At 56.7% G+C, this 20,447-nt stretch carries 15 protein-coding genes; 3 read left to right on the top strand and 12 right to left on the bottom strand.

Annotated features, from left to right (window positions below):
* Window positions 1-2: 2 nt before the first annotated feature.
* The 7 genes from AAA927_RS03785 to AAA927_RS03755 are packed head-to-tail and all read right to left on the bottom strand — an operon-like array spanning window position 3 to window position 13,592.
* On the bottom strand, window positions 3-614 hold the full coding sequence (locus tag AAA927_RS03785) for a DnaD domain-containing protein (RefSeq protein WP_338215876.1): 612 nt from the start codon (window positions 612-614) through the stop codon (window positions 3-5).
* 52 nt (window positions 615-666) lie between these two features.
* Window positions 667-1,965: an asparagine--tRNA ligase gene (asnS, locus tag AAA927_RS03780; protein WP_204118920.1), complete on the bottom strand. Its 1,299-nt coding sequence runs from the start codon at window positions 1,963-1,965 to the stop codon at window positions 667-669.
* A gap of 13 nt (window positions 1,966-1,978) precedes the next feature.
* Complete coding sequence (locus tag AAA927_RS03775) at window positions 1,979-3,157, bottom strand: pyridoxal phosphate-dependent aminotransferase (protein WP_338215873.1); 1,179 nt, start codon at window positions 3,155-3,157, stop codon at window positions 1,979-1,981.
* A gap of 20 nt (window positions 3,158-3,177) precedes the next feature.
* Complete coding sequence (locus AAA927_RS03770) at window positions 3,178-3,666, bottom strand: cell wall elongation regulator TseB-like domain-containing protein (protein ID WP_338215871.1); 489 nt, start codon at window positions 3,664-3,666, stop codon at window positions 3,178-3,180.
* Window positions 3,656-6,421, bottom strand: coding sequence for a helicase C-terminal domain-containing protein (locus AAA927_RS03765; RefSeq protein ID WP_338215869.1), 2,766 nt, complete (start codon window positions 6,419-6,421; stop codon window positions 3,656-3,658). Before AAA927_RS03765 ends, AAA927_RS03770 begins: the two co-directional genes overlap by 11 nt.
* Window positions 6,422-6,448: 27 nt before the next feature.
* On the bottom strand, window positions 6,449-10,078 hold the full coding sequence (gene addA / locus AAA927_RS03760) for a helicase-exonuclease AddAB subunit AddA (RefSeq protein WP_338215867.1): 3,630 nt from the start codon (window positions 10,076-10,078) through the stop codon (window positions 6,449-6,451).
* Window positions 10,071-13,592: a PD-(D/E)XK nuclease family protein gene (locus tag AAA927_RS03755; protein WP_338215865.1), complete on the bottom strand. Its 3,522-nt coding sequence runs from the start codon at window positions 13,590-13,592 to the stop codon at window positions 10,071-10,073. Before AAA927_RS03755 ends, addA begins: the two co-directional genes overlap by 8 nt.
* 184 nt (window positions 13,593-13,776) lie before the next feature.
* On the opposite strand from AAA927_RS03755, the gene mvk reads away from it, so the two are divergent.
* Genes mvk through fni form a run of 3 tightly spaced genes read left to right on the top strand, consistent with a single transcriptional unit; the run spans window position 13,777 to window position 16,712 of the window.
* A complete protein-coding gene (gene mvk / locus AAA927_RS03750; protein WP_338215862.1) occupies window positions 13,777-14,721 on the top strand; it encodes a mevalonate kinase in 945 nt (314 codons plus the stop codon).
* Window positions 14,718-15,668 (top strand): diphosphomevalonate decarboxylase, encoded by a 951-nt coding sequence (mvaD, locus tag AAA927_RS03745; protein WP_338215860.1) that lies wholly within the window; start codon window positions 14,718-14,720, stop codon window positions 15,666-15,668. The genes mvk and mvaD overlap by 4 nt, the downstream gene beginning before the upstream one ends.
* Before the next feature lie 12 nt (window positions 15,669-15,680).
* Window positions 15,681-16,712 (top strand): type 2 isopentenyl-diphosphate Delta-isomerase, encoded by a 1,032-nt coding sequence (gene fni, locus AAA927_RS03740; RefSeq protein WP_338215858.1) that lies wholly within the window; start codon window positions 15,681-15,683, stop codon window positions 16,710-16,712.
* 59 nt (window positions 16,713-16,771) lie between these two features.
* On the opposite strand, the gene AAA927_RS03735 is transcribed toward fni, so the two are convergent.
* Genes AAA927_RS03735 through thmT form a run of 5 tightly spaced genes read right to left on the bottom strand, consistent with a single transcriptional unit; the run spans window position 16,772 to window position 20,420 of the window.
* Window positions 16,772-18,100 (bottom strand): RsmF rRNA methyltransferase first C-terminal domain-containing protein, encoded by a 1,329-nt coding sequence (locus AAA927_RS03735; RefSeq protein ID WP_338215856.1) that lies wholly within the window; start codon window positions 18,098-18,100, stop codon window positions 16,772-16,774.
* Entirely contained in the window at window positions 18,097-19,059 is a 963-nt protein-coding gene (locus AAA927_RS03730; protein WP_338215854.1) for a hypothetical protein, read from the bottom strand. The genes AAA927_RS03735 and AAA927_RS03730 overlap by 4 nt, the downstream gene beginning before the upstream one ends.
* A 24-nt stretch (window positions 19,060-19,083) precedes the next feature.
* The gene (locus tag AAA927_RS03725; RefSeq protein WP_338215852.1) at window positions 19,084-19,821 is read right to left on the bottom strand and encodes an SAM-dependent methyltransferase; all 738 of its coding nucleotides are present in this window, start codon (window positions 19,819-19,821) and stop codon (window positions 19,084-19,086) included.
* A gap of 54 nt (window positions 19,822-19,875) precedes the next feature.
* Window positions 19,876-20,223: a metal-sulfur cluster assembly factor gene (locus AAA927_RS03720; RefSeq protein WP_204118932.1), complete on the bottom strand. Its 348-nt coding sequence runs from the start codon at window positions 20,221-20,223 to the stop codon at window positions 19,876-19,878.
* Between the two features lie 11 nt (window positions 20,224-20,234).
* Complete coding sequence (gene thmT / locus AAA927_RS03715; RefSeq protein WP_125579051.1) at window positions 20,235-20,420, bottom strand: 2-hydroxymuconate tautomerase; 186 nt, start codon at window positions 20,418-20,420, stop codon at window positions 20,235-20,237.
* Window positions 20,421-20,447: the final 27 nt, after the last annotated feature.

The raw sequence follows: 20,447 nt of genomic DNA, 5'->3' as shown, positions 1-20,447 counted from the left end.
TCTCATAGGCCTAAGTGCCTCTCTTGTTCCGCCTGCACTTGCGCTGGCGTCGTCAGGTGGCGTTTTTCCCAGTTCAGCAAAATCCGGTCCATGTAGCGCAAGGAATACGCCTGGTTGAGCACGGCTTCGCGCAGTGCCAGCTTGATGAGCGCGGGATCATAATGATCAACGGTGAGCCAGTCATTGATGGTTTGCTGCTCAATCGGCGACAGCGGCCGCCCGAATTCGACTTCAATCTGGCTGAAGACTTGCTGGCCGCCTTGGGCCTCGGGCTTGGCCTGAGTCGGCGTACTCGTCAGCAGCTGCTTCAGTAGCGGCGTGACATCATACTGGTCGACACTGCGGCCGTGGCTGTCGCGGGTTTGCACCAAAGCAATGGCTTTTTTCTGGATCAAGGTTTCGATCACCGTGTAGAGATCTTGTTTGCCGAGCTTGGTGCTTTGCGCCAGTTGATCCAGCGCTGGGGCCTCCTGGTGGTGCTGGGACCATGCCGCCAGAAATAAGTACACCACAAATTCGCACTGGGTCAGCGCGCTTTGGGCGAAATGGTCGAACAACGCTTGGGAAAAAGTGGTTTGCCCATTTTGCAAATAAGCTGCTAAGGAATCAGACATCATTACCCTCCTGACCAAAAAACTGCCAGCCAAACGGCCGACAGTAAGTGAATCACGGCTTGAGGCGCGTGATCATGCGTGGGAACGGAATTGCTTCGCGCAGGTGATCCAAGTGACAAATCCAGGTGATGGCTCGTTCAAAGCCTAACCCAAAGCCGGCATGCGGCACACTGCCGTACTTGCGCAGGTCTAAGTACCATTCGTATTCATCCAAATCCAGCCCTTTGGCTTCAATCGCGGCTTTCAGCTTATCGTAGTCGACTTCACGTTCGGAGCCGCCAATGATTTCGCCGTAACCTTCTGGGGCCAGCAGGTCAGCACAGACATACGTGTCGTCGCGGCCTTCTTCTGGCAGCATGTAAAACGGCTTGATGGCCTTCGGGTAGTTCAGCACAAACACTGGCTGCTCGAACTGTTCGGATAGATAAGTTTCTTCCGGTGAGCCTAAGTCATCGCCCCACTTAACGTCATAGCCGGCGCCTTGCAGCATTTCAATCGCTTTGTCATAGCGAATGCGCGGGAATGGGGTTTTGGTGTAACGCTTCAGAATTTCGGGATCGCGATCCAAAATCTTCAGGTCATACGCACAATTGTCCAGCACTGACTGCACCAGGAAGGCGATGTAGTTTTCCTGCACCTTGAGGCTTTCTTCTTGATGCGTGAAGGCCATTTCGGGCTCAATCATCCAGAATTCCGTCAGGTGCCGGCGGGTTTTACTCTTTTCGGCGCGGAAGACAGGACCGAACGTAAAGACTTTGCCATAAGCCATGGCGCCAGCTTCAGCATACAGCTGGCCAGACTGACTCAGATAAGCTTTCTGGTCAAAATAGTCCGTTTCAAACAGCTCCGTGGTGCCTTCTGGGGCACTGCCGGTGAGAATCGGCGGATCCATTTTGATGAAGCCTTCCTTATTGAAGAATTCATAAGTGGCGCGGGCCATTTCATTACGAATCTGTTGAATGGCAAACTGGCGCTTGCTACGCAGCCACAAGTGGCGGTGATCCAGCAGGAACTCGATGCCGTGTTCTTTAGGCGTAATCGGGTAATCTTCAGAGGTGCCAACGACTTCGATGTTGTGAACTTCAATTTCATAACCGAAGTGACTGCGGCTGTCTTCGTGAATTTCGCCGGTGATGTACATGCTGGTTTCCTGCCGCAGTTCCTTAGCGGTTTGGAAGACTTCCTCTGAGACCTGATTCTTCAGCACGACGCCTTGGAAAAAGGCCGAGCCATCGCGCAACTGCAGGAAGGCAATCTTCCCGCTGGAGCGCTTGTCGGTCAGCCAAGCTCCGATTTTGACTTCTTCGTTCACATGGTTCTTTGCTTCTGCAATGCGAATTTCTTGTGTCATGGTTTACCCCTTACTAATTATTGCCAACAAATTGACTAATGCGGCGAATCCCTTCAACTAGGTCCTCCTCCGCCGCTGCGTAACTCAACCGCGCATGATCTGGCAGGCCAAATGCCCGCCCTGGCACCAGGGCCACGCCAGTTTCCGCCAGTAGCGCCGCGATGAACTCATCCACACTGCTGTAGTGAGTCAAAGTCGCAGCCCGCTTGACATTAGGGAACAGATAGAATGCCCCTGCCGGCTTGTGCGCCAGCGTGAAGCCCGGCACCTTTTGCAACAACGGGAAAATCACATTCAACCGGTGTTCAAAGGCCTGGCGCATGGTTTCAACGCTGGTGCCGTCACCAGTGTAAGCGGCCAAGGCGGCATACTGACTAACTGCCGTCGGATTACCGGTGGCATGGCCGAGCAGCTTCCCCATCGCTGCCATGAGCTTTTCTGGGCCGGCGGCAAACCCAATGCGCCAGCCGGTCATCGCATAACTCTTGGAAACCCCGCCAATCAGCACGGTATTGGCAGTGATCTGCGGGTCGATATCGATCATCGAGGTGTAAGTCGCGCCGTTAAACATTAAGTCGCGATAGATTTCATCGCTGACCACTAAGAGATCATGCTTCAGCGCCCAGTTCCCAATCAGGGTCAGCTCTTCCCGCGTGTAAACCGCCCCACTAGGATTTTGCGGCGAGTTGATGATGACCGCCCGGGTTTTGGCGGTGCGCTGCTGCTCAAGGTCATCAACGGTGACCTTGAAGTCGGCGCTAGGTTGCACCGCCCGCGGCACCCCGCCGGCCAGTTTGATTTGCTCAACATAAGACACCCACCCTGGTAGCGGGGTCAGAACTTCTTCGCCGGGATCGAGTAGCACCTGGAACAAAGCGTACAACGCTAATTTTGCGCCGGTGGTGACCACAATCTGGTTGGGCTGATACTGCACCGGACTTTGCGCCGCGACATGATCCGCGATGGCGGTTTTCAGTGCCGTGATGCCAGTGGCCGCTGTGTAGAAGCTCGCCTGCCCGCTTTTGATAGCCGCAATCGCGGCGGTATCGATAAATTCAGGTGTTTGAAAGTCAGGCTGGCCGATAGATAAATCAATCACGTCTTCGCCTTGCGCCTTCATCTGCTTGGCCATGTTGCTGATGGCTAAGGTCGCAGATGGGGCCACATCGATGATGCGCTTTGCCAGATGCATCTTATCGCTCCTTTTTTCGGTCACAGGTTGCGAATCGAGGCAACTTGTTCGCCGGTTTCAAAATCGTACGTCACATACCCCAGTTTACCAGAATTTGTCTCATAACCAATATCCCAAACAAACTTCTTTGCTCGGTAGCGCATGCCCACCGCCAAAATTTTCTTGGGATGATAGGCTGATTTGGCTTGGTCAACAGCAGTATTCTTGCTGATGCCGTCTTTTTGGGCGACGACGCGCACCTTACCGGTTTTTTGCCGGATCACCACAAAGCGACGCTGCTGCTTAGCGGTGGTGCCAGCAACCGTCAGGTAGCTTTCATCTTGCTTATTCCAGTAAAAGGCCGAGACGGTTTTGATGCCGCCACTTTGCTTGGCGATGCGAATGGCCTGGCTGCGGACCTGGTGCAAAGGACTGAGCGCCCGCACCCACACGCCGATGATGATGGCTAAAATGGCCAGCGCCAAGGCGGGGCCGATAATTTTTCTAAACGCGGACCGTTCACTGCGCATGTTCTGTCTCCTTTATTAAACGATGTTCCAAAAAGTCGTGGGCCAGCGGCGTCAGTTCTGCCAGTGGCAAGGCCTTGGGTTTGAGATTTGGCAAACTCTTGGCCATCTGCCGCCCGTAAGGCGTGGTGAGCAGCCGCGGATCCAGGACTACAAACACCCCGCGGTCATGCTCAGTGCGAATCAGCCGGCCAAAACTTTGGCGAAACCGAATCGTGGCTTTGGGCAGCAGATCAGCCGCAAAGGCATCTTCCCCGCGCGCCTTGAGTGCCGCCGCCCGCGCCTGCACCGTGGGACTGGCGGGTGAGTCAAAGGGCAGACGGGTCAAGATGACCTGCTCCAGTTGCTTCTGCGGGTAATCGATGCCTTCAAAAAAGCTGGCTGCGCCAAGCAAAACGCTGTCGGTGCTGAGGGCAAACCGCTTGGCGATTTTTACTGCCGAACCGGTCACCCCTTGCGCGAGCAGTTCGTGTTCCGGTAGCTGATTGATCAGTCGCTGATAAACCAGGCCGATCATTCGGAGCGAATTGAACAGCACCAAGGTTTGATGCGGGGTCGCAGCCAGCTGCGCAATGGCATTCGCCAGGTAATCCGCATAGGCGGTTTCACTTAATTCGCGGGCGTTCGGCGCATCTTCGGCCACCAGAAACTGGGCCTGGAGCTTGTAATGAAAAGGACTGCGCAGCCGCAAAGCTGGCGTATCTGCCGGCAAGCCAAGCTGCTGGGTTAAGTAGTCGAAACTGCGGTTCACCGTGAGCGTCGCGCCGGTGAACACCGGCGCCTCAAACACTGCCAGCTGTTTTTGGATGATCTGGCTCGCATCAAAGCGTTGCCAGTGAATGCTTAAAGTCGCCGGTCCCCCGCCGCCTAGAATCAAGCTGGTGACCACTGGCGCCTGGGCCAAAGCCGGCAGATCAATCCCCTTCAGCCGGGTCAGCTGGTTGCTCAGCGCCGCAGTTAACCCATCCAGTCCCTGAAACAGCGCCGCTTCGCTGGCTAAAAAGCGCTCTGGATCGGCTTCATATTCTGCCAGCACCCCTTGCATCGGTGCTAGAACGCTGGTCGCGGTGGTCAAAAGCGGCGGCAGCGCGGCTTGCAAAGTCGGCAGGAGCCACTGGCGTTCAGTGGCCGTGAGCGGCCGCTCAACCACCCGCGGCGCGGGCTGACCGCAATGATGATAAATCTCCTGCTGCAGCGCGGCAATTTGGTCGGTGGCGGTATTGATGGCCGCCAAGGTCCGGCTCAGCTGATACTGGGTGGCTGGCGCGTCAGCAAACAAGGTCTGGAGTCCCGTTTCCTTGCGGCCTTGAATAAAGGTTTGCAACTGACCGAGCCGCCGCTTGAGTTTAGCGAGGCCTAATTCATGGGAATTGGCCTCGGCAAAGGCGGCAGCAAAGTGCTGGGCCTCATCCACCACCAGATACGGCTTACTGCGCAGCGGCAAATCAGCGATGTGCCGCGCCAAAAAGGCGTGGTTCGTGATGACCACCTGCGCCGTTTTAATTTGGCGCTGCAGGCGCTGGTAGAAATCAGCCTCCCGATAAGCGCCCTTGGGTGGCCGGCCAGTGGCACGGATGCGGGCAAACAAAGGCGCGGTGTAAGTCGTTAGCTGCAGTTCCGCCAGATCCCCGGTGGTGGTTTGGGTCAGCCACACCATCAGCCGCATCTGCAGCAGCCTGGTTTGATGATTGGGATGTTTCAGCCCCAAACTAGCCGCGAACTTTCCTAAGTCGAGGTAATGGCGGGCGCTTTTGAGCACCACGGCTGGCAAGGCCAAGCCAGTGAGCGCGCGCACCTGCGGCAGCGATTCGGTAGCGATTTGCCGTTCCAACACCGTGGTCGCCGCGCTGACCACCAGTTTGTGGCTGGTGCTGGTCAGGTACGCGTAGGGCAACAGATAGCCCAGCGTTTTCCCTAAGCCAGTGCCGGCTTCAATCAAAAGTGGCTGATGGGCGCTGGTGCTATTTTCATAAATGGCATCCATCATTTTAGCCTGTTGGGTGCGGACTTTAAACCGCGGTTTCAGCAGCTGGCGCTTGGCGGCCAACGTCGCCGGATACGTTGGTACGGTTTGCTCAACGGCGCTAGGTTGCGGCCGTTGCAGGACAAAACGCCCCACCGCCATTTGCTCAGCGGTTAAGGGTTTAGGGGCAGTGGCGTGGGCGGCCAAAAAGTCGCCAGTTTGTTTCGGCAAGCTGCCGGCAAATTTCAGCAGTTCATGCTGGGTCGCCGTTGGTAGCGCGGCAAAGCGCGCACCCAGGCGCATCAGCAAATGACCGGTGCTGATGGCGTCGCTATCGGCACGGTGCGGATGATCATGAGTAATGCCCAGGGCGGCAGTCAGATCCTGCAGGCGAAAGCTGGCTTGAGTGGGCAGTAGAATCTGAGCCATTTCAACGGTATCAACTCCCGGCTGCGTCAAGGCGGGCTGCCCGGCGCGCACCAGTTCCGCGGCCAAAAATGGGTAATCAAAATTGACATTATGCGCCACAATCACGGTGCCTTGCAGGAGCCGAGTAATGCTGGCGGCCACGTCTTCGAAATACGGTGCCGCCACCAGCCGCCCTGGCGTGATGCCAGTGAGGGCTTGAATCGCCGGCGGGACAGGCCAATCAGGATTAATCAGCTGCGACCGGGTTTGGATCAAGGTGCCATTTTTGATCAAGGCACAACCGAACTGAATAATCCGGTCGGTGCCGTTGATTTCCGTGCCTGTGGTTTCCAAGTCAATCACGGCGTAAGTTGTTTGCGAATCCATACCTGTCCTCCTTTCGGCGTTTTTTCGTTAATCCAGTGTTACCACTTGGCCGGTTTCCAGCAGCACCAGCAACTTCTCGCATACCGGCTTCCCAGTCGCCAAGGCCAGCGCCTTAGCATAGAGATTGAGCTGCGGCTGATAGCGTGCCACCACTTTGGCCTGCTGGTTGCCAATATGGTCCGTCTTATAATCAAACAGCACAATGCCGTTAGCGGTTTCGTAATACCCGTCAATCACCCCGTGAATCAGGATGTCACTGCCTGGTTCCTGCGCCAAATCGGTAAACAGTTGGTCTGCTGGCATCAGCAGCGAAAATGGCGCTTCCCGCTGCACCGTCGCTGCATTGGCCTGCAGTGCTTGGCCCAGCGGCGTTTGGTAAAAGCGCACCAGCTCGGCCAAAGGAATCTGCTTGGCGACTGCCGCTGGTAAACTGCCATTGGTCACGAGTTGGTCGATTGTGTGGGATAGCGCCGCTTCATCCAGCGTCCCCGTTAAGGGCTGCATTTGGAGCACCAAATGCGTCGCCGATCCGATCACTGTGGCCGGGACCTTGGTGCCTGTTGCCATGAAAGCTGGGGCAGCAAAGTCGCCAGTCAGGCGATTGCCGCCAAGTTGCCGCCCTGATTCAACCAGTTCCACTGTGTCAGGATCCTCGAAGGCGCGCTTGATTTCAGACACACTTTGAAACCCGGTGGTGTTTGCGGTTTGCGCGTAAGGATATTGATAGTCAAACCAGGCCGTCAAATCGAAATCTAACGGCGGCTGGGTCACCGGTTTCGCCGCTTCAGCGCTGGTTAACACCTGCGGCTGGCCAACAAAATTCAGCACGACGCCGGCTTTTTGGTACTGGTTCAAGGCCGGCAGGCTTGGGGTTTCATCGAGGACACCGGTCCGGGCAATCGCCATGCCCAGCCAGTCGAGCATGCAGCCGGCGCCGGCGCGGACACTTTCCGGCAGCAACTGTTCCTCACTGTTAGCAAGCTGGGCCCAGTGCGCCTGGAGTTTCTCCCGACTTTCACCGCTCCCCACAATGAACAGCTGCTGCTCAGCGCGGGTCAGCGCCACATACAGCAGCCGCATTTCTTCCGCCAACAGCTGGCGGTTTTTCCCCAATTTGGCCAGTTGCCATTGCGGCAAACTATACACCTCATGGCTGTTTTCATCCAGCCACTTCACGCCTGCGACCGCTTGAGTCAGGATAAACGACCGGCGAAGGTCCTGCTGGTTGAACTGCTTATCCGTGCTCATCAAAAAGACAATCGGGAATTCCAAGCCTTTACTGCCGTGAATGGTCATCAAAGACACTGCATTGACATCGGGCGCCAAGGTCACCGGTATCGCCAGATCCTTGTCTTGTTTTTGCATCGTTTCGATGAAATGGATAAAGGCAAACAAGCCTTTGAAGCCGCCACTTTCATAGGTGGCGGCGCGGGCGGCTAACGCCCGCAAGTTAGCCTGGCGCTGTAAGCCGCCGGGCTGGCCGCCCACGTAATCCAGATACCCTGTCACCTCGTAAATATGCCAAATCAAGGCACTGAGCTCATGCTCCCGGGCAAAATCGCGCAATTCCGCCAGCTGCTGCAAAAAACCTTGCACCTTAGCGCGGGTTTGCTGCTTAAAAGCAGTGCCGTCGGTTTCCGTGGCAAAAGCTTGCACGGCTTCATCGTAAGGGCCATCTTGGGTCAGGCGAATCAGTGCCAACTGATCAGCCGACAAACCAACCAGCGGCGAGCGCAGCACTGCGGTCAGAGGGATTTCCTGCCGCGGATTATCAATCACCCGCAGCAACGCCAGCATCACCATCAGTTCTGTGGTTTTGAAGTAATTCTGGGCATCGGCAATCACAATCGGCACCCCCGCTTGGGCAAAAGCCGTTTGCAGCGCGATGTTGTTGCTTCGGGATCGGGTCAACAGCGTGATGTCCTGGTAGCGAATACGGCGCTGGTGCCCCGTGCCATCAGGGTCGCGTTGATACAAGGTTTCCGTGGGATCATTGACCAGCGCCTGAATGCGCGCAATCACCATTTGCGCCTCGGCGGCGGCTTTTTCCGGGCTAGGTTCTTCTTGGTCGTCCTCACTGGTTGCTGCCGTACCGGTTTCGTGAATCAAAAATTCAGTCGGCCGCACCTGGTCTTCTGGGAACAACGGCCCGGGTTTCAAGGCTTCTTTTTCGGTGTAATCGATTTGCCCCACCGCCCGGTCCATGATCTGACTGAACACCAGATTGTTAAAAGCGAGCACATTTTGGGACGAGCGAAAGTTTTGATTCAAAATCACCCGCTTGCCGGCAGATTCACGCTCGCCAAAGCGGCGATACTTCGCCAAAAACAGTTGCGGATCGGCCAACCGGAAACCGTAGATACTTTGCTTGGCATCCCCCACCATGAAGCGGTTGCCAGGCTGATTTTGACTCACTGCTGTTAGCACGGCTTCCTGCAGTTGATTGATATCCTGATACTCGTCGACGAGCACCGCATCGAATTGGGCGCGGTACACTGTGCCGACAGTGCGGTCACGACCAGGTTCGGCGCTAGGATCAGGCGCATTGAGAATCTTCAAAGCATTTTGAGCAATGTCGCCAAAATCCTGCACTTGCTGACGCCGTTTTTCCGCTACCAGGGCATGGTAAAATTCCAGACTCACCAACTGCAGGGTCGCCATCAGCTGCTGCACCTGCGGCATCGCCTGCCTCAGATCAGCAGGTTTAATGGCAAAAATTTCTTGCAGTGGTGCCACGGTAGCTTTAGCCAAGTCGCGCTGAGCTTTGGCGGCATCTTTATCAGCCTTCAATTCAGGGTCAAATTTACCCCCAGGCCAGCGGTCAAAGGCAATCGCCGAGAGCGCGGACCAAGCCGCTTCATAGCTGGGCTGCTTTAACGCCAGCGCCGACTGCACGGTGGCGAGGCTGGTTGCCACATTGGCGGCGACCTTGGCCAGCTTGGGTGCGGACAGGGTCGCCTGCGCTTCAAGCAGCGCGGCCTCAGCAGCCCGCAAAGTGGTTTGGGCACTTGGCCACAGTGCTTTCATCAAAGCCGCCTCACTGGTGTACGCGGCCGGCAATTGATTCAGCCAAGCCACCGGATCAGGCGTGGTCATCGCAAACCGATAAATTTCAAACACGACGTCTTGCAAGGCCGCAGGGTCACTGCTGGTGGCAAAGTTAGTCGCTAATGCTTCAAAGGCTGCCGCGTGCTCGCCGGTATAAAAATTCTCCCGCAGATCTTCCCAGACCCTGGTTTGTAGCATCAGGCGCTCGGTGTCATCTGTCATCATCCGAAACGCCGGGTCCAGGTCAATCACATAGTAGTAGCGTTGCACCACTTGCAGGGAAAAGGCATCCAGGGTCATGATCGGCGCCGCATTGGCTAAAGCCACCTGGGCGCTTAAGTGACGTCTTTGCGCCGGCGTCATCGGCTGGCTTTCATCATTCAGGCGGTCCTTGAGTTTATTTTGAATGCGCAGTTTCATTTCCGCCGTCGCGGCTTTGGTGAAGGTCGCAATCAGCATCCGAGTCAAATCGGCCCCTGCCACCACCTGGCGCACAATGCGATCGACCAGCACCTTCGTCTTCCCACTGCCGGCACTGGCAGAGACCAAAATGTCGGCCCCACTGACCGTAGCTGCTTCCAACTGGGCTGGGGTTAATTGATCACTCATCGCCTTTGCTCCCTTCTGCTTCTTTGCGTAGTTTCTGCTCCAAGGTCGCCTGATCCAGCGGCGCCACATGGTGATAACGGTCAAAGCCAGTGGCCGGATCAAACAGCATAATGCTTTGATAGTCGCTATTGGTGATGACCGTGCTTTCCTGCTTGAACTGTAGCGGGGCCAAGTCAATGTTCCCTGCCATAATTTGCTGAGCGGCTTGAACAATCAAATGGCGATTATGCTGGACCATCAGCTGCAAGCCAGCTGGCGATAAGCGTTTGCTGAGCTTACCAGCGCGCTCCTTGGTCAAGCTGCCATCTTTTTTAAGCCCTAATGCCACCAACGCGGAGTTTTCGCCTGCCGCCAGACTTTGGTCAAAAGCGGCCGTCAACGCGGTGGCCGCCGCTTCGTCATCAGGCAACACCAATAAGCCAGCCATCTTGAAGTCTTTCAAAAGATCCAGCGGCAAGTCGGTGGTTTTTTCATACTTCAGGCGCGGCTGATGGAACCGGAAATATTGGGCCCCGGCCGGCTTCAAGCCAGCCATAGATTCGGCATTAGCCACCGCATCGATGTACGTCAACAGCTGCATCGCCTTGCCGTAATAAGCCGCCAGCGGGTCAAAATCATGCGCTGAGGACTTGTAATCGACTACCACAAAATAAGGCGTCCCTGCAATCGTGGCGGTATCCAGGCGGTCGATGCGACCGCTGACGGTGATTTGATGCTGAGCGTCAAGTGGCAGCACCAAGCCCTTCAGGCCGTCATGCTGGCCAATGCGGCCAAAAACCACTTCTGTCGCTTGCGGCCGAAATGCCGAGCGTTGCTGTTGGCCGCGAATGGCTGCAGCGTTCGTCGTTAGCATGGCGGTGATTTGGGCCTGCACAAAGCGCATGTGGGCACTCGTGGTGAGAATTTCATAGCCCGGCTCGCCTGCCAGCTGCGTCACTAAGGCCGCAATGGTTTGCTGCAGCTGAGCATCGCTTAACGCCGTCAGCGCCTGTCCTTGCGCCTTCAGCTGGCGCATCAGTTGATCGAGCACCCAGTGGTAAAGCGAGCCGGTATCCGCTGGTGTGAGCTCGAATTCTGGTCGCTTCGTCAGTTTCAAACCGTAGCGCAGAAAGTACTCAAAGGGATTGCTGTAGTACCGCTCCAGCTGGGATATCGAGACATTCATGTGACTGGAATACAGCTGACTAGCCAGCGCTGGCGCGAGCTGGCCGACGCCTTGGTGCGTGGTCGCCCCTTCAAGGCGAAAGGCCAGGTCGCGCAAGCTTGGAATGGTTTTGATCTGGGCTAGGACTTGGCCCCAGGGGTCTTTTTCGGTCAGTGGCGTCTTCGCAGCGTGGGCTTCGCGCGCCACCACGACATAATCGCTGAGCAGACTGCGGGCACTGCCAGCCGCTTCCTGCACCGCAGTAGCCAGCGACACCGCCGGCCAGCTCGTGAGCGGCAGATGCAACCGCTTTTGCATTTGGGTGAGATAAGGCGAGGCATTATTGGCATCGGCTTCATACACCGGATAACTCATGGTTAAACTTTCACTGCCAGCCATCATCGCCACATAGTTCAGGAACGGATCACCTAACGCCGCCTGCGTGCCTGAATCCGCCAAAAAGGCATCGGGACCAAGGTGGTCGGCTAGCACTTGCCGGTCGCTGGCGGTCAGCACCGGGAAGTCTCTTGGCGTATCAGGCATTACGGTACTGGTGGCACCAATCACGAAGACATGGCGATAGCGCGAGAGCCTGGTCAGGCCAGTTTCAGACACAGTGACCTGGTCCAGCGTTGAAGGAATTTGCGTGTAGGTGGCGCCGGCAAACCCTGCTGCCAATAAATCACTGAATTGATCTAGGGCAAACGGTGCACTGCCTAAAATGGCGACGTAATCATCGAGGAGCCCCACAAAGGTCTGCCAGGCTTGTTCCCCTGCCGTGGCTAAGCTCAAGTCGCCAGCCGCAACGGCGTCGTCCCGCCAGGCGGCCAACCGCGTCGGCACCCCAGCAGCGACCAGCCATTCATACAAGGCTTTGGCCGCAGCTTGCCCGTCAGTGGCGGCATTCAACGCATCAAAGAGCGGTGGTAGCTGCGCAGCGACAAAGGCTTTTAGCTCGTTGATTTGGGTCGTTTTCTCATCATCGGTGGTGCCTTCATCGTCGGCTAGGCGGCGGAAATACTGCCAGTGCTGCCCATCCAGCCAGCGACTGCCGGTAAGGCCGGTGCGCAGCAAGTGGTTATCCAGCACATCGAGCGCAGCGCGAAAATCCGCTACCGGCATGTCAGCGGGAATCAGCAATTCTGTTTTGAGCAGGCGCATCATGTCTTCGTATTGATAATGATGTTGCTGAATCGCAAACAAACTCTCGATTAAGGCAATCAAGGGATGGCTTTGCATCGGCTGCTCGATATCAATAAACACCGGCAGTTTTTGTTCTTCAAACACTGGCGCCAAATACGGCCGATACGGATCAAGATGCCGCGCAATAATCAGAAAATCTCGATACCGGGCGCCTTGGTGCACTGCCTGCACGATTTGCTTGGCGACCGCCCGCAATTCCGTATAGGGTTCGCTCGCCTTTGCCAACGTGAGGCCGGCCTTTGGGGTCTTTAACGCCCCAGTGCCATTGGCGGTTTCGCTTTGCCAAAATGAATCCACTGCCTGCAGCGCTGGCGAAAGCGCCCTTTTGGGAGCAAACAGATTCGGCAGCAGTGCCGTTTGGCTTTGCTGGGCAGCGTGGCGCAGCCGATAGTACAATTTCGCCGCTGGCAGAAACAAGGCTGGCGGCTGCGGCATCTTCTGCGCACCGGCTTGATCCAGCAGCAAGGCCACTGTCACCTTGGCGCCGGCTTGAAGCAAGGTTTGGACCAAGTAAAATTCACTGGCCGATAAGTCGTTAAAGTGATTCAAATAAAAGCTGGTGTGACTCAAATCGCGCTGACCCAGCTTATCCGCTAAAGCCGCCAGCAGCGTTGGCTCGGTGACGTAAGGCGCGGCCGCTTGTTCATAGGCCGCCATGATCAGCTGCAGCTCGCTGAACTTTTGGCGTTCTGGTGCTTCAGCTGGGAGCACACTGGTCACAGCAGCCAGCGTTTCCGCCGTGATGCGGCCGGTTTGCAGCTCAGCCAGCTGGTCGGCCAGTTGCAAGGCAAAGCCGGCATGCCCAGCGGAGCCGGCGAACAGGCGCAACTGCTGGCGCTGATGGTCATCTTGGAGCATTTCGCCCAGCAATTTTGCCACCAGCATGGTATTGCTGGCCCGATCTAGGCGTGGTTTTTGGTAAATGGCTTGGTTTTTCAGGAAGTACCAGGCTAGCCGAGTAAATGACAGCACCTGTACTTGCATCTGGGCATAGGCACCAGATTGGTCGCGCAGGCGCTGCAGCAGCGTCACTTCGGTTTCGAACTTAATGTGATTGGGCACCAGGTAGAACACTTCCCGGCCCTGGTCCAGATCCGTTCGAATCTGCTCAACCATGATGTGGGGATGATCGGCGGCGGCGGTGCCAAGGACAAATTGTAAGCTCACGCTGAGGCACTTCCTTTCGTTATTCTGGTTTCTAGTTTAGCATATCCATCGCATGGCAAAACGCTGCCGGCCAGTTTGCCGGCAAAACTTTGCAAAACTGCTAAAGATTAGCTAGCCCCGCGTTCTACGCTTTTGGCGGCCTGCAAGATACGGTATGATAGATAGGAATAAGGAGATCTCGTGTATGCAAACAGCAACTGGCACCAGTTATGCCAAAATTATACTCATCGGTGAGCATGCCGTGGTGTACGGCCAGCCGGCAATTGCCTTGCCGGTGCCATCAGTGCGCCTCACCGCGACGCTGGCACCGGCCACCAGCGGGCAAATGATTGAATCGAGTTTTTATCAAGGGGCGTTGGCCGCGGCGACCCCGGCCTTTGCTGGCATTGCTAAGCTGATCAAGGCACTGCTGGCGCATTTTGATGCCTCGGCCATGCCGTTCACCCTGACCATCACCAGCATGTTGCCCGCTGAGCGCGGCATGGGCTCCTCCGCAGCCTGTAGTGTCGCCATCATTCGCGCCATTTACGGGGCGTTTGCGGCGCCGCTTACCCAAACCGGCTTGCTCGACTGGGCGAGTCTCTCGGAAAAAGCGATTCATGGCAACCCCAGTGGGCTGGACGCTGCCACGGTTAGTGCCGACCGGCCCCAGTGGTTCGTCCGCGGCGAGCAGCTGCAGCCGATTGCTTTTCCCAGTCGCGGCGTGCTCGTGATTGCGGATACCGGCGTGAAGGGCCAAACCGGGCAAGCTGTGGCCGCCGTGGCCAGTTTGCTGAAGCGAGCACCGGCACTATACGGCCCCTTGATTGAACAAATCGGCGCCGCCACCCGGTTGGCCGCTACCGCCTTGGGTGAAGACGACCTGCTGGCGCTTGGCCAACAAATGACCATCGCGCAACAAGCCTTGGCCCAGCTAGGCGTCAGCAGCCCGCAACTAGATGCGTTAATCGCTGTCGCCAATGCGCATGGTGCGCTGGGCGCCAAACTCACTGGCAGTGGTCAAGGTGGCTGCATGATTGCCCTAGCCGCAAATCCTGCCGCCGCTGCCACCATCGCCGCCGCTTTGACTGAAGCCGGCGCCACTGCGACCTGGCAGTATGACTTTGCTCAAAAGGAGAATCCAGCATGACAACTGCAACTGCGCGTGCCCATACCAACATTGCTTTGATTAAATACTGGGGCAAAAAAGACGCCGCATTGATGTTACCTTATACCAGCAGCGTGTCCTTGACGCTAGCCGATTTTTACACCGATACCACGGTGACTTTTGATGCCGACTTGACCGCCGATCAGTTTGAGCTCGATGGCCGCAGCCAACCCACCACCAAAATCAGCGCTTTTCTGGACCAGGTGCGCGCGCTTGCAGGCACCAAGGCCCATGCGCAGGTGACTTCTGCTAATCATGTCCCCACTGCCGCCGGCCTTGCCAGTTCCGCTTCGGCCTATGCCGCACTGGCGCTGGCAGCCAGCAGCGCAGCCGGCTTAAGCCTGACTCCCCGCGCCTTGTCGCGGCTGGCCCGTCGCGGGTCCGGTTCGGCGACCCGCTCGATTTTCGGCGGTCTCGCGATTTGGCACCGCGGCATCGACGACGCCACTTCTTACGCAGAAGCCTTACCGGCGACCACCTTGCCGCTGCGCATGCTCGTGGTGATGGTGGATGCCGGCCGCAAGCCCATTGGTTCACGGCAACTGATGGCTAATACGGTTGCCACCAGTCCTTACTATCCAGCCTGGGTTGAGCATAATGAAGCCGCGGCACAGGCGATGGTGCAGGCGCTGGCGGCGAATGATTTCACCAAGATTGGCGAATTAACCGAGGAAAGCAGCGCCCAGATGCATGCAGCGATTTTAGCCAGCCATCCTGCCTTCACCTACTTCCAGCCAGCGACCATTGAAGTGTGGCAGGCGGTACAAGCGATGCGCACCGCAGGCATTCCCGCTTATGCGACCATGGATGCCGGCCCGAATGTCAAAATTCTGACGTTGGCCCCTTATGTCGCTGCCGTCAAAGCCGCCCTGCCGGCTGGTTTCACTATCACCACCACAGCGGCTGGTCCCGCCGCGCGATTATTGTAAAGGAGCACGCTAATGGCCCAATCGCTGCAATCCCATCGTAAAGATGAGCATGTCTTTTTAGCCGAAAAATATTTTCAAGCCGAAGCCAGCGCTGGTTTCGACCAAGTACGGTTTATCCATCATCCCTTGCCGGAAACCGCGGTAGCGGCAGTTGATTTGAAGCCGGATTTGTTTGGTTGGCGCTGGCCTTTTTTCATCAATGCGATGACTGGTGGTTCCGCCCAAACTGGCCGCTATAACGAAGCGCTGGCCACCATTGCCAAGCATTGTGGACTCGCTATGGCCACTGGCTCGCAAAGTGTGGCTTTGGCCGAACCAGGCCTGGCTGAGACCTTTACCAGGGCCAGAGCGGCCAATCCCGAGGGCTTTATCATTGGCAATCTTGGCGCCGACAAAACCTTAGCGCAGGCCCAAACTGCGGTCGCCATGCTGCAGGCCGATGCGTTGGAACTGCATCTGAATGCCGTGCAGGAAACGGTGATGCCTGAAGGTGACACCGATTTTCACTGGGCGGAATCAATTCGGGCCATTGTTGCGGGCTTGGACCAGCCAGTGATTGTCAAGGAAGTCGGGTTTGGCATGAACCGCGAAGCCCTCGCCCAGTTGCGCGCGCTGGGCGTGCAGTATGTCGATCTTGGCGGGCGCGGCGGGACTAATTTTGCTTTGATTGAAGGTGCTCGGCGCCAGGATCAAGTGTTTGCGGACTTAGCGGATTTCGGGCAAACCACAGTTGAATCACTGCTGGAAGCCCAAGGCAGCGCGCTGACACTGCTGGCCACCGGCGGCATTCGCACCCCGCTGGATGTGCTCAAGGCTCTGCGCCTTGGCGCCAGCGCCGTTGGGATTAGCGGGTTGGTCCTTCACTGGTTGATTCAAGAAGGCCAAGCCGCCGCAGAAGCCCACCTGCAGGCTTGGCAAAACACCTTGCCGAAGCTGATGGCGATGCTCGGCGCCCAAAATCTGGCGGGCCTGCGGCAAGTGCCAGTGGTCCTTAGCCCGGCGCTGGTCAGTTACGCGCAGCAGCGCGATTTACCTCTGCCTTAACCCACGCAAAAGCGACGCCATTCACCCAAGCTGGTGAATTGGCGTCGCTTTTTTGGTCCTTATTTCCGCAGACCTTTGGGATAGGCATTCTTAATCGTACCGTTCACAAGCTTGCCTAGCGCAAAACCTGCGCCCTCATAGGTTAACAGCACGGTTTGCTTTTGCTTGAGCGTCGGCCGCGCCACGGTTTCGCCATGGCGATAACGGTCGAATTCCTCCGCGGTGAGTGGCACCACGGTTTGAAAGGCACTGGCTGGTAGCGCCGTTGCCAAGGCATGACTCGGTTCAAAGCGGCCTTTTTTAAAGGTGCCGAGATCCAGCCCGGCCCGTAGGACATGGATATGCGCCAGCGCCGGCATAGCGGCTGGCATTGTTGTCAAATTGTCGCCGACTTTCAAAAAAGGGCCAGCAATCGGCGCGGTCAGGCTACTTTGAGTGAAGGCGGTTAAATCTGCTTGCTCGGCGCGGCTGAGCTTAGCCGCCGCTTGCAACTTGCGGGTTCGCGCTGGTGCGTCTCCAGCCTTGCGCAATTTAGCCACAAAATGCCCTTCGCCTTGCAGCAAATGTGGCCAAAGCCGAGCAGTGTTAGCTAGCGCCGGATTGCCATCGGCCCAGTCTGGCTGGCCGTCAGTGATGCCGCCAACTTTGGCAATCGGCTCGATGCTGAGCTCTAGCTCCTGCGCCGCCCAGGCGATGATTTGTTCATCTTCCTCGGGACTGAAGGTGCAAGTCGAATACACTAAAGTCCCGCCTGGCCGCAGCATTGCCACCGCTGAACGCAGAATCTCGCGCTGGCGCGTGGCACATTGCGCCGGGTAATCCGGATTCCAGTACGCCATCGCGGCGGGATCCTTGCGAAACATCCCTTCTCCAGAGCACGGCGCATCCACCAAAATGCGGTCAAAGAACTCAGGCAATTGCGCCGCTAAGGACTGCGGATCACTGTTGGTGACCAAGGTATTGGTTAACCCGAACCGTTCGACATTACTCGATAAGACCCGCGCCCGGCCGGCATTGATTTCGTTGGCGACCAGCAGACCTTGCTGGGCCATAAAGCTGCCCAACTGGGTCGTTTTTCCGCCTGGCGCCGCACACAGATCCAAGACCCGTTCGCCCGGCGTCGGTGCCAGCACCGCCGCCACAAATTGCGCGCTGGGTTCTTGACTATAGACGTCGCCGGCTAAGTGCGCAATCGAGGTGCCAGCAACCTTGCCATAGCTCCCCCACTGGCTCCAAGCAATGGGTTCAGGCAACGCAGGCGCACTAGGATGCAGCGGATTGATGCGAAAGCCGCTTTGCGCCGGCTCGTCGAAGGTCGCCAAAAAAGCCGCGGCCTCAGCGCCGAGTAGCTGTTGATATTTTTCGGTAAAGCCGGATGGTAAACTCACAGCCGATCCTCTCTTTCTTGGTGCACCGCGCGTTGCAAGAGCCAATATAACCCCACCAGCCCAACTAGCCACAGGCCCACCGCAAAGGCAATCAAGCGCGCGCGGTTGGTTAAGTCAAAGAACCAGTTGGCAATCACTAACCCTGTGGCCAAACTCAAGCCGCTGTATGCAAAGAACTGCGTCCACAAATGGCGCAGGGCATGGCGCCGAGGTGCATTCGCCAAGCTGCGCGGTAAAAGCGCCGCGCCTTGTTGACTCGCAATCCAAGCTAGCGCCAATGTGCCCAGCAGCAAGAGCCCGCAACGTAAAATCAGCTGTCCTGTATCTTGCCACCAACTCGTCGCCGAGTTGTTTTGGTAGTGGTAGGTGGTCATTTTCCCGCCGAGGATGGTTTTCAGCTTGGCCTTTTGGCTTTTGATGGTCGGACTATCGGCGTACACCGTGACCTGCTTCAAGGCAATGTTTTGGGCCGGCTGGCTACTGGCATTTTCGAACGTCACCTGATTGATGACGCTGTCGGTGTAGGCCTTCAGCTGCCCCAGTACCGGCACATACTGGCCGTTTTGACGCTGATACTGCTGGCTATGGCCCATAGTCAGCTGTTCGGTTAAATCACTACCCACAATCACCACCGGGAGCGGTGAGCGCAGATCCGCATCGCTGAACCACTGACCTGAAGTCAGCGGCAGACTGCCATAGTTCCCCTGGGCGTACAAATAAACCCGATGTTGCCCGGCATGAAACTGCACCTGAATCGGCCCCAGATCAGCGGTGGCCAAAGCCGTGGCGGCTTCGTTAAGCGTCATGGCTTTGCGGCTTTTAATTTTCACGGCGCCTTCGCTTAACCCGTAATGGTCGATGCGGTCAGCATACGCAGCTTGATCATGAATCGACCAGACCCAGCCGGCAAGCACGACTAAAGCAAGCCAGATGAGGTTCAACCCGAATAAACGCTTCACGCTCACCACTCCTTTCTTGGCAGATTATTGAATCAAGTAAATGCGGTCATTGATGGCATCAAACCGCGGAAAAGCGCGGTTGAGCTTCAGCAATCGACGGTCGGGCACAAACTGGGCCAGTTGCCAAAACAGGCGGCTGTTGGTCGCCCCATTGCGCTCGCCTAGCACAAACAAAGGTAAGCTTGGGAAATGCTGGCGCAACTGCCACAAAAGCGCCGCGTCGTTCCATTCATGATCCGGCGACCAAGCCATCACCACCGCATCCACGTGCGGTCCGTAAGCCAGCAAAGCCGCAGTCTCCCCGGCTTGATGAATCGGCAGTAGCGGTGTGGCCCCGGTCAGATTTTCTTTCTGCCAGGTGCGGGCGTCGGTGGCAATCACCTGATTGCCCGCCTGTTGCAAGCCGTAGCTTAAGTAGCCATTCCCCGCCGCAATTTCCAAATAGCGTTGTCGCCCGAATAACGCCGTCCAGGTAACAAATAGCTGCTGCTGAACAAACGCCCACATGCCGTAATGATACGCAATGTATTGGCGAAAATTGCGCAGTAAATGGTCTAGCGTGTTCACGTTTCGCAATGGTCGGTTTTCCCGCATCAGGTCAAAGGCAATCGCCTCAGTCATCCCAAGGCGCGGCAGCGGGACTTTTGGCAATTGGCCTTGCGCGACCGCATCACGGAAGACTTGCATCGCGGTGTATTGGGCAGTGAGTGCCGGATGGTGTGCCTGCTTTGTCAGTTGTGTCAAGTTTGCCCAGTAATCCAAGGCTTGCCCCTTCCAAACAAACAGGGGCGACTTGCACAGTCAGCCCCCGATTGATTAATGCATGCCCAGCGCCATTTTGGCGTAACGGCTCATGCGTTCTGGACCCCATTGCGGATACCACACTAAATGGATCTCCACTGAATTGATCCCGTCAATCGCCATCAGCGCCTGGTGAATGCCATCATCGAGCACTTCGGTCAGTGGACAACCCATGGTGGTTAAGGTCATCTCCACGTCGCAATGCCCCACATCATCCAAATCGACCCCGTAAATCAGGCCCAGGTTCACGATATCCACCCCGAGCTCCGGATCAATGACCGTTTTCAGCCCGGCGACAATCGCTTCGCGCATTTTGGTAAAATACGCGTCTTCTTCAGGCGTCGTTGCTACTTCGTCAGCCATGTCGCCGCCTCCTATTCGTCGGCTTTGAGGACACCGGCGACACTGTAGTGGTCTTTGCTCATTTCATTGAGCACGATATGCACATGTTCGGCTGGTGCCCCAGTGTTTTTGACAATCGCTGCGGTGACGTCTTTGCACATTTGGGCCAGCTGCTCGTGGCTGCGGCCTTCAATCAAATCAATATGCACTAATGGCATGCTAAAACCCTCCTTGGCGCTCATTTA

The sequence above is a fragment of the Lacticaseibacillus salsurivasis genome (assembly GCF_036246225.1).
Taxonomy (GTDB): Bacteria; Bacillota; Bacilli; order Lactobacillales; family Lactobacillaceae; genus Lacticaseibacillus; species Lacticaseibacillus salsurivasis.
Note: the sequence above shows the minus strand (reverse complement) of the source record. Positions and strands in the feature narration are given on the sequence as shown.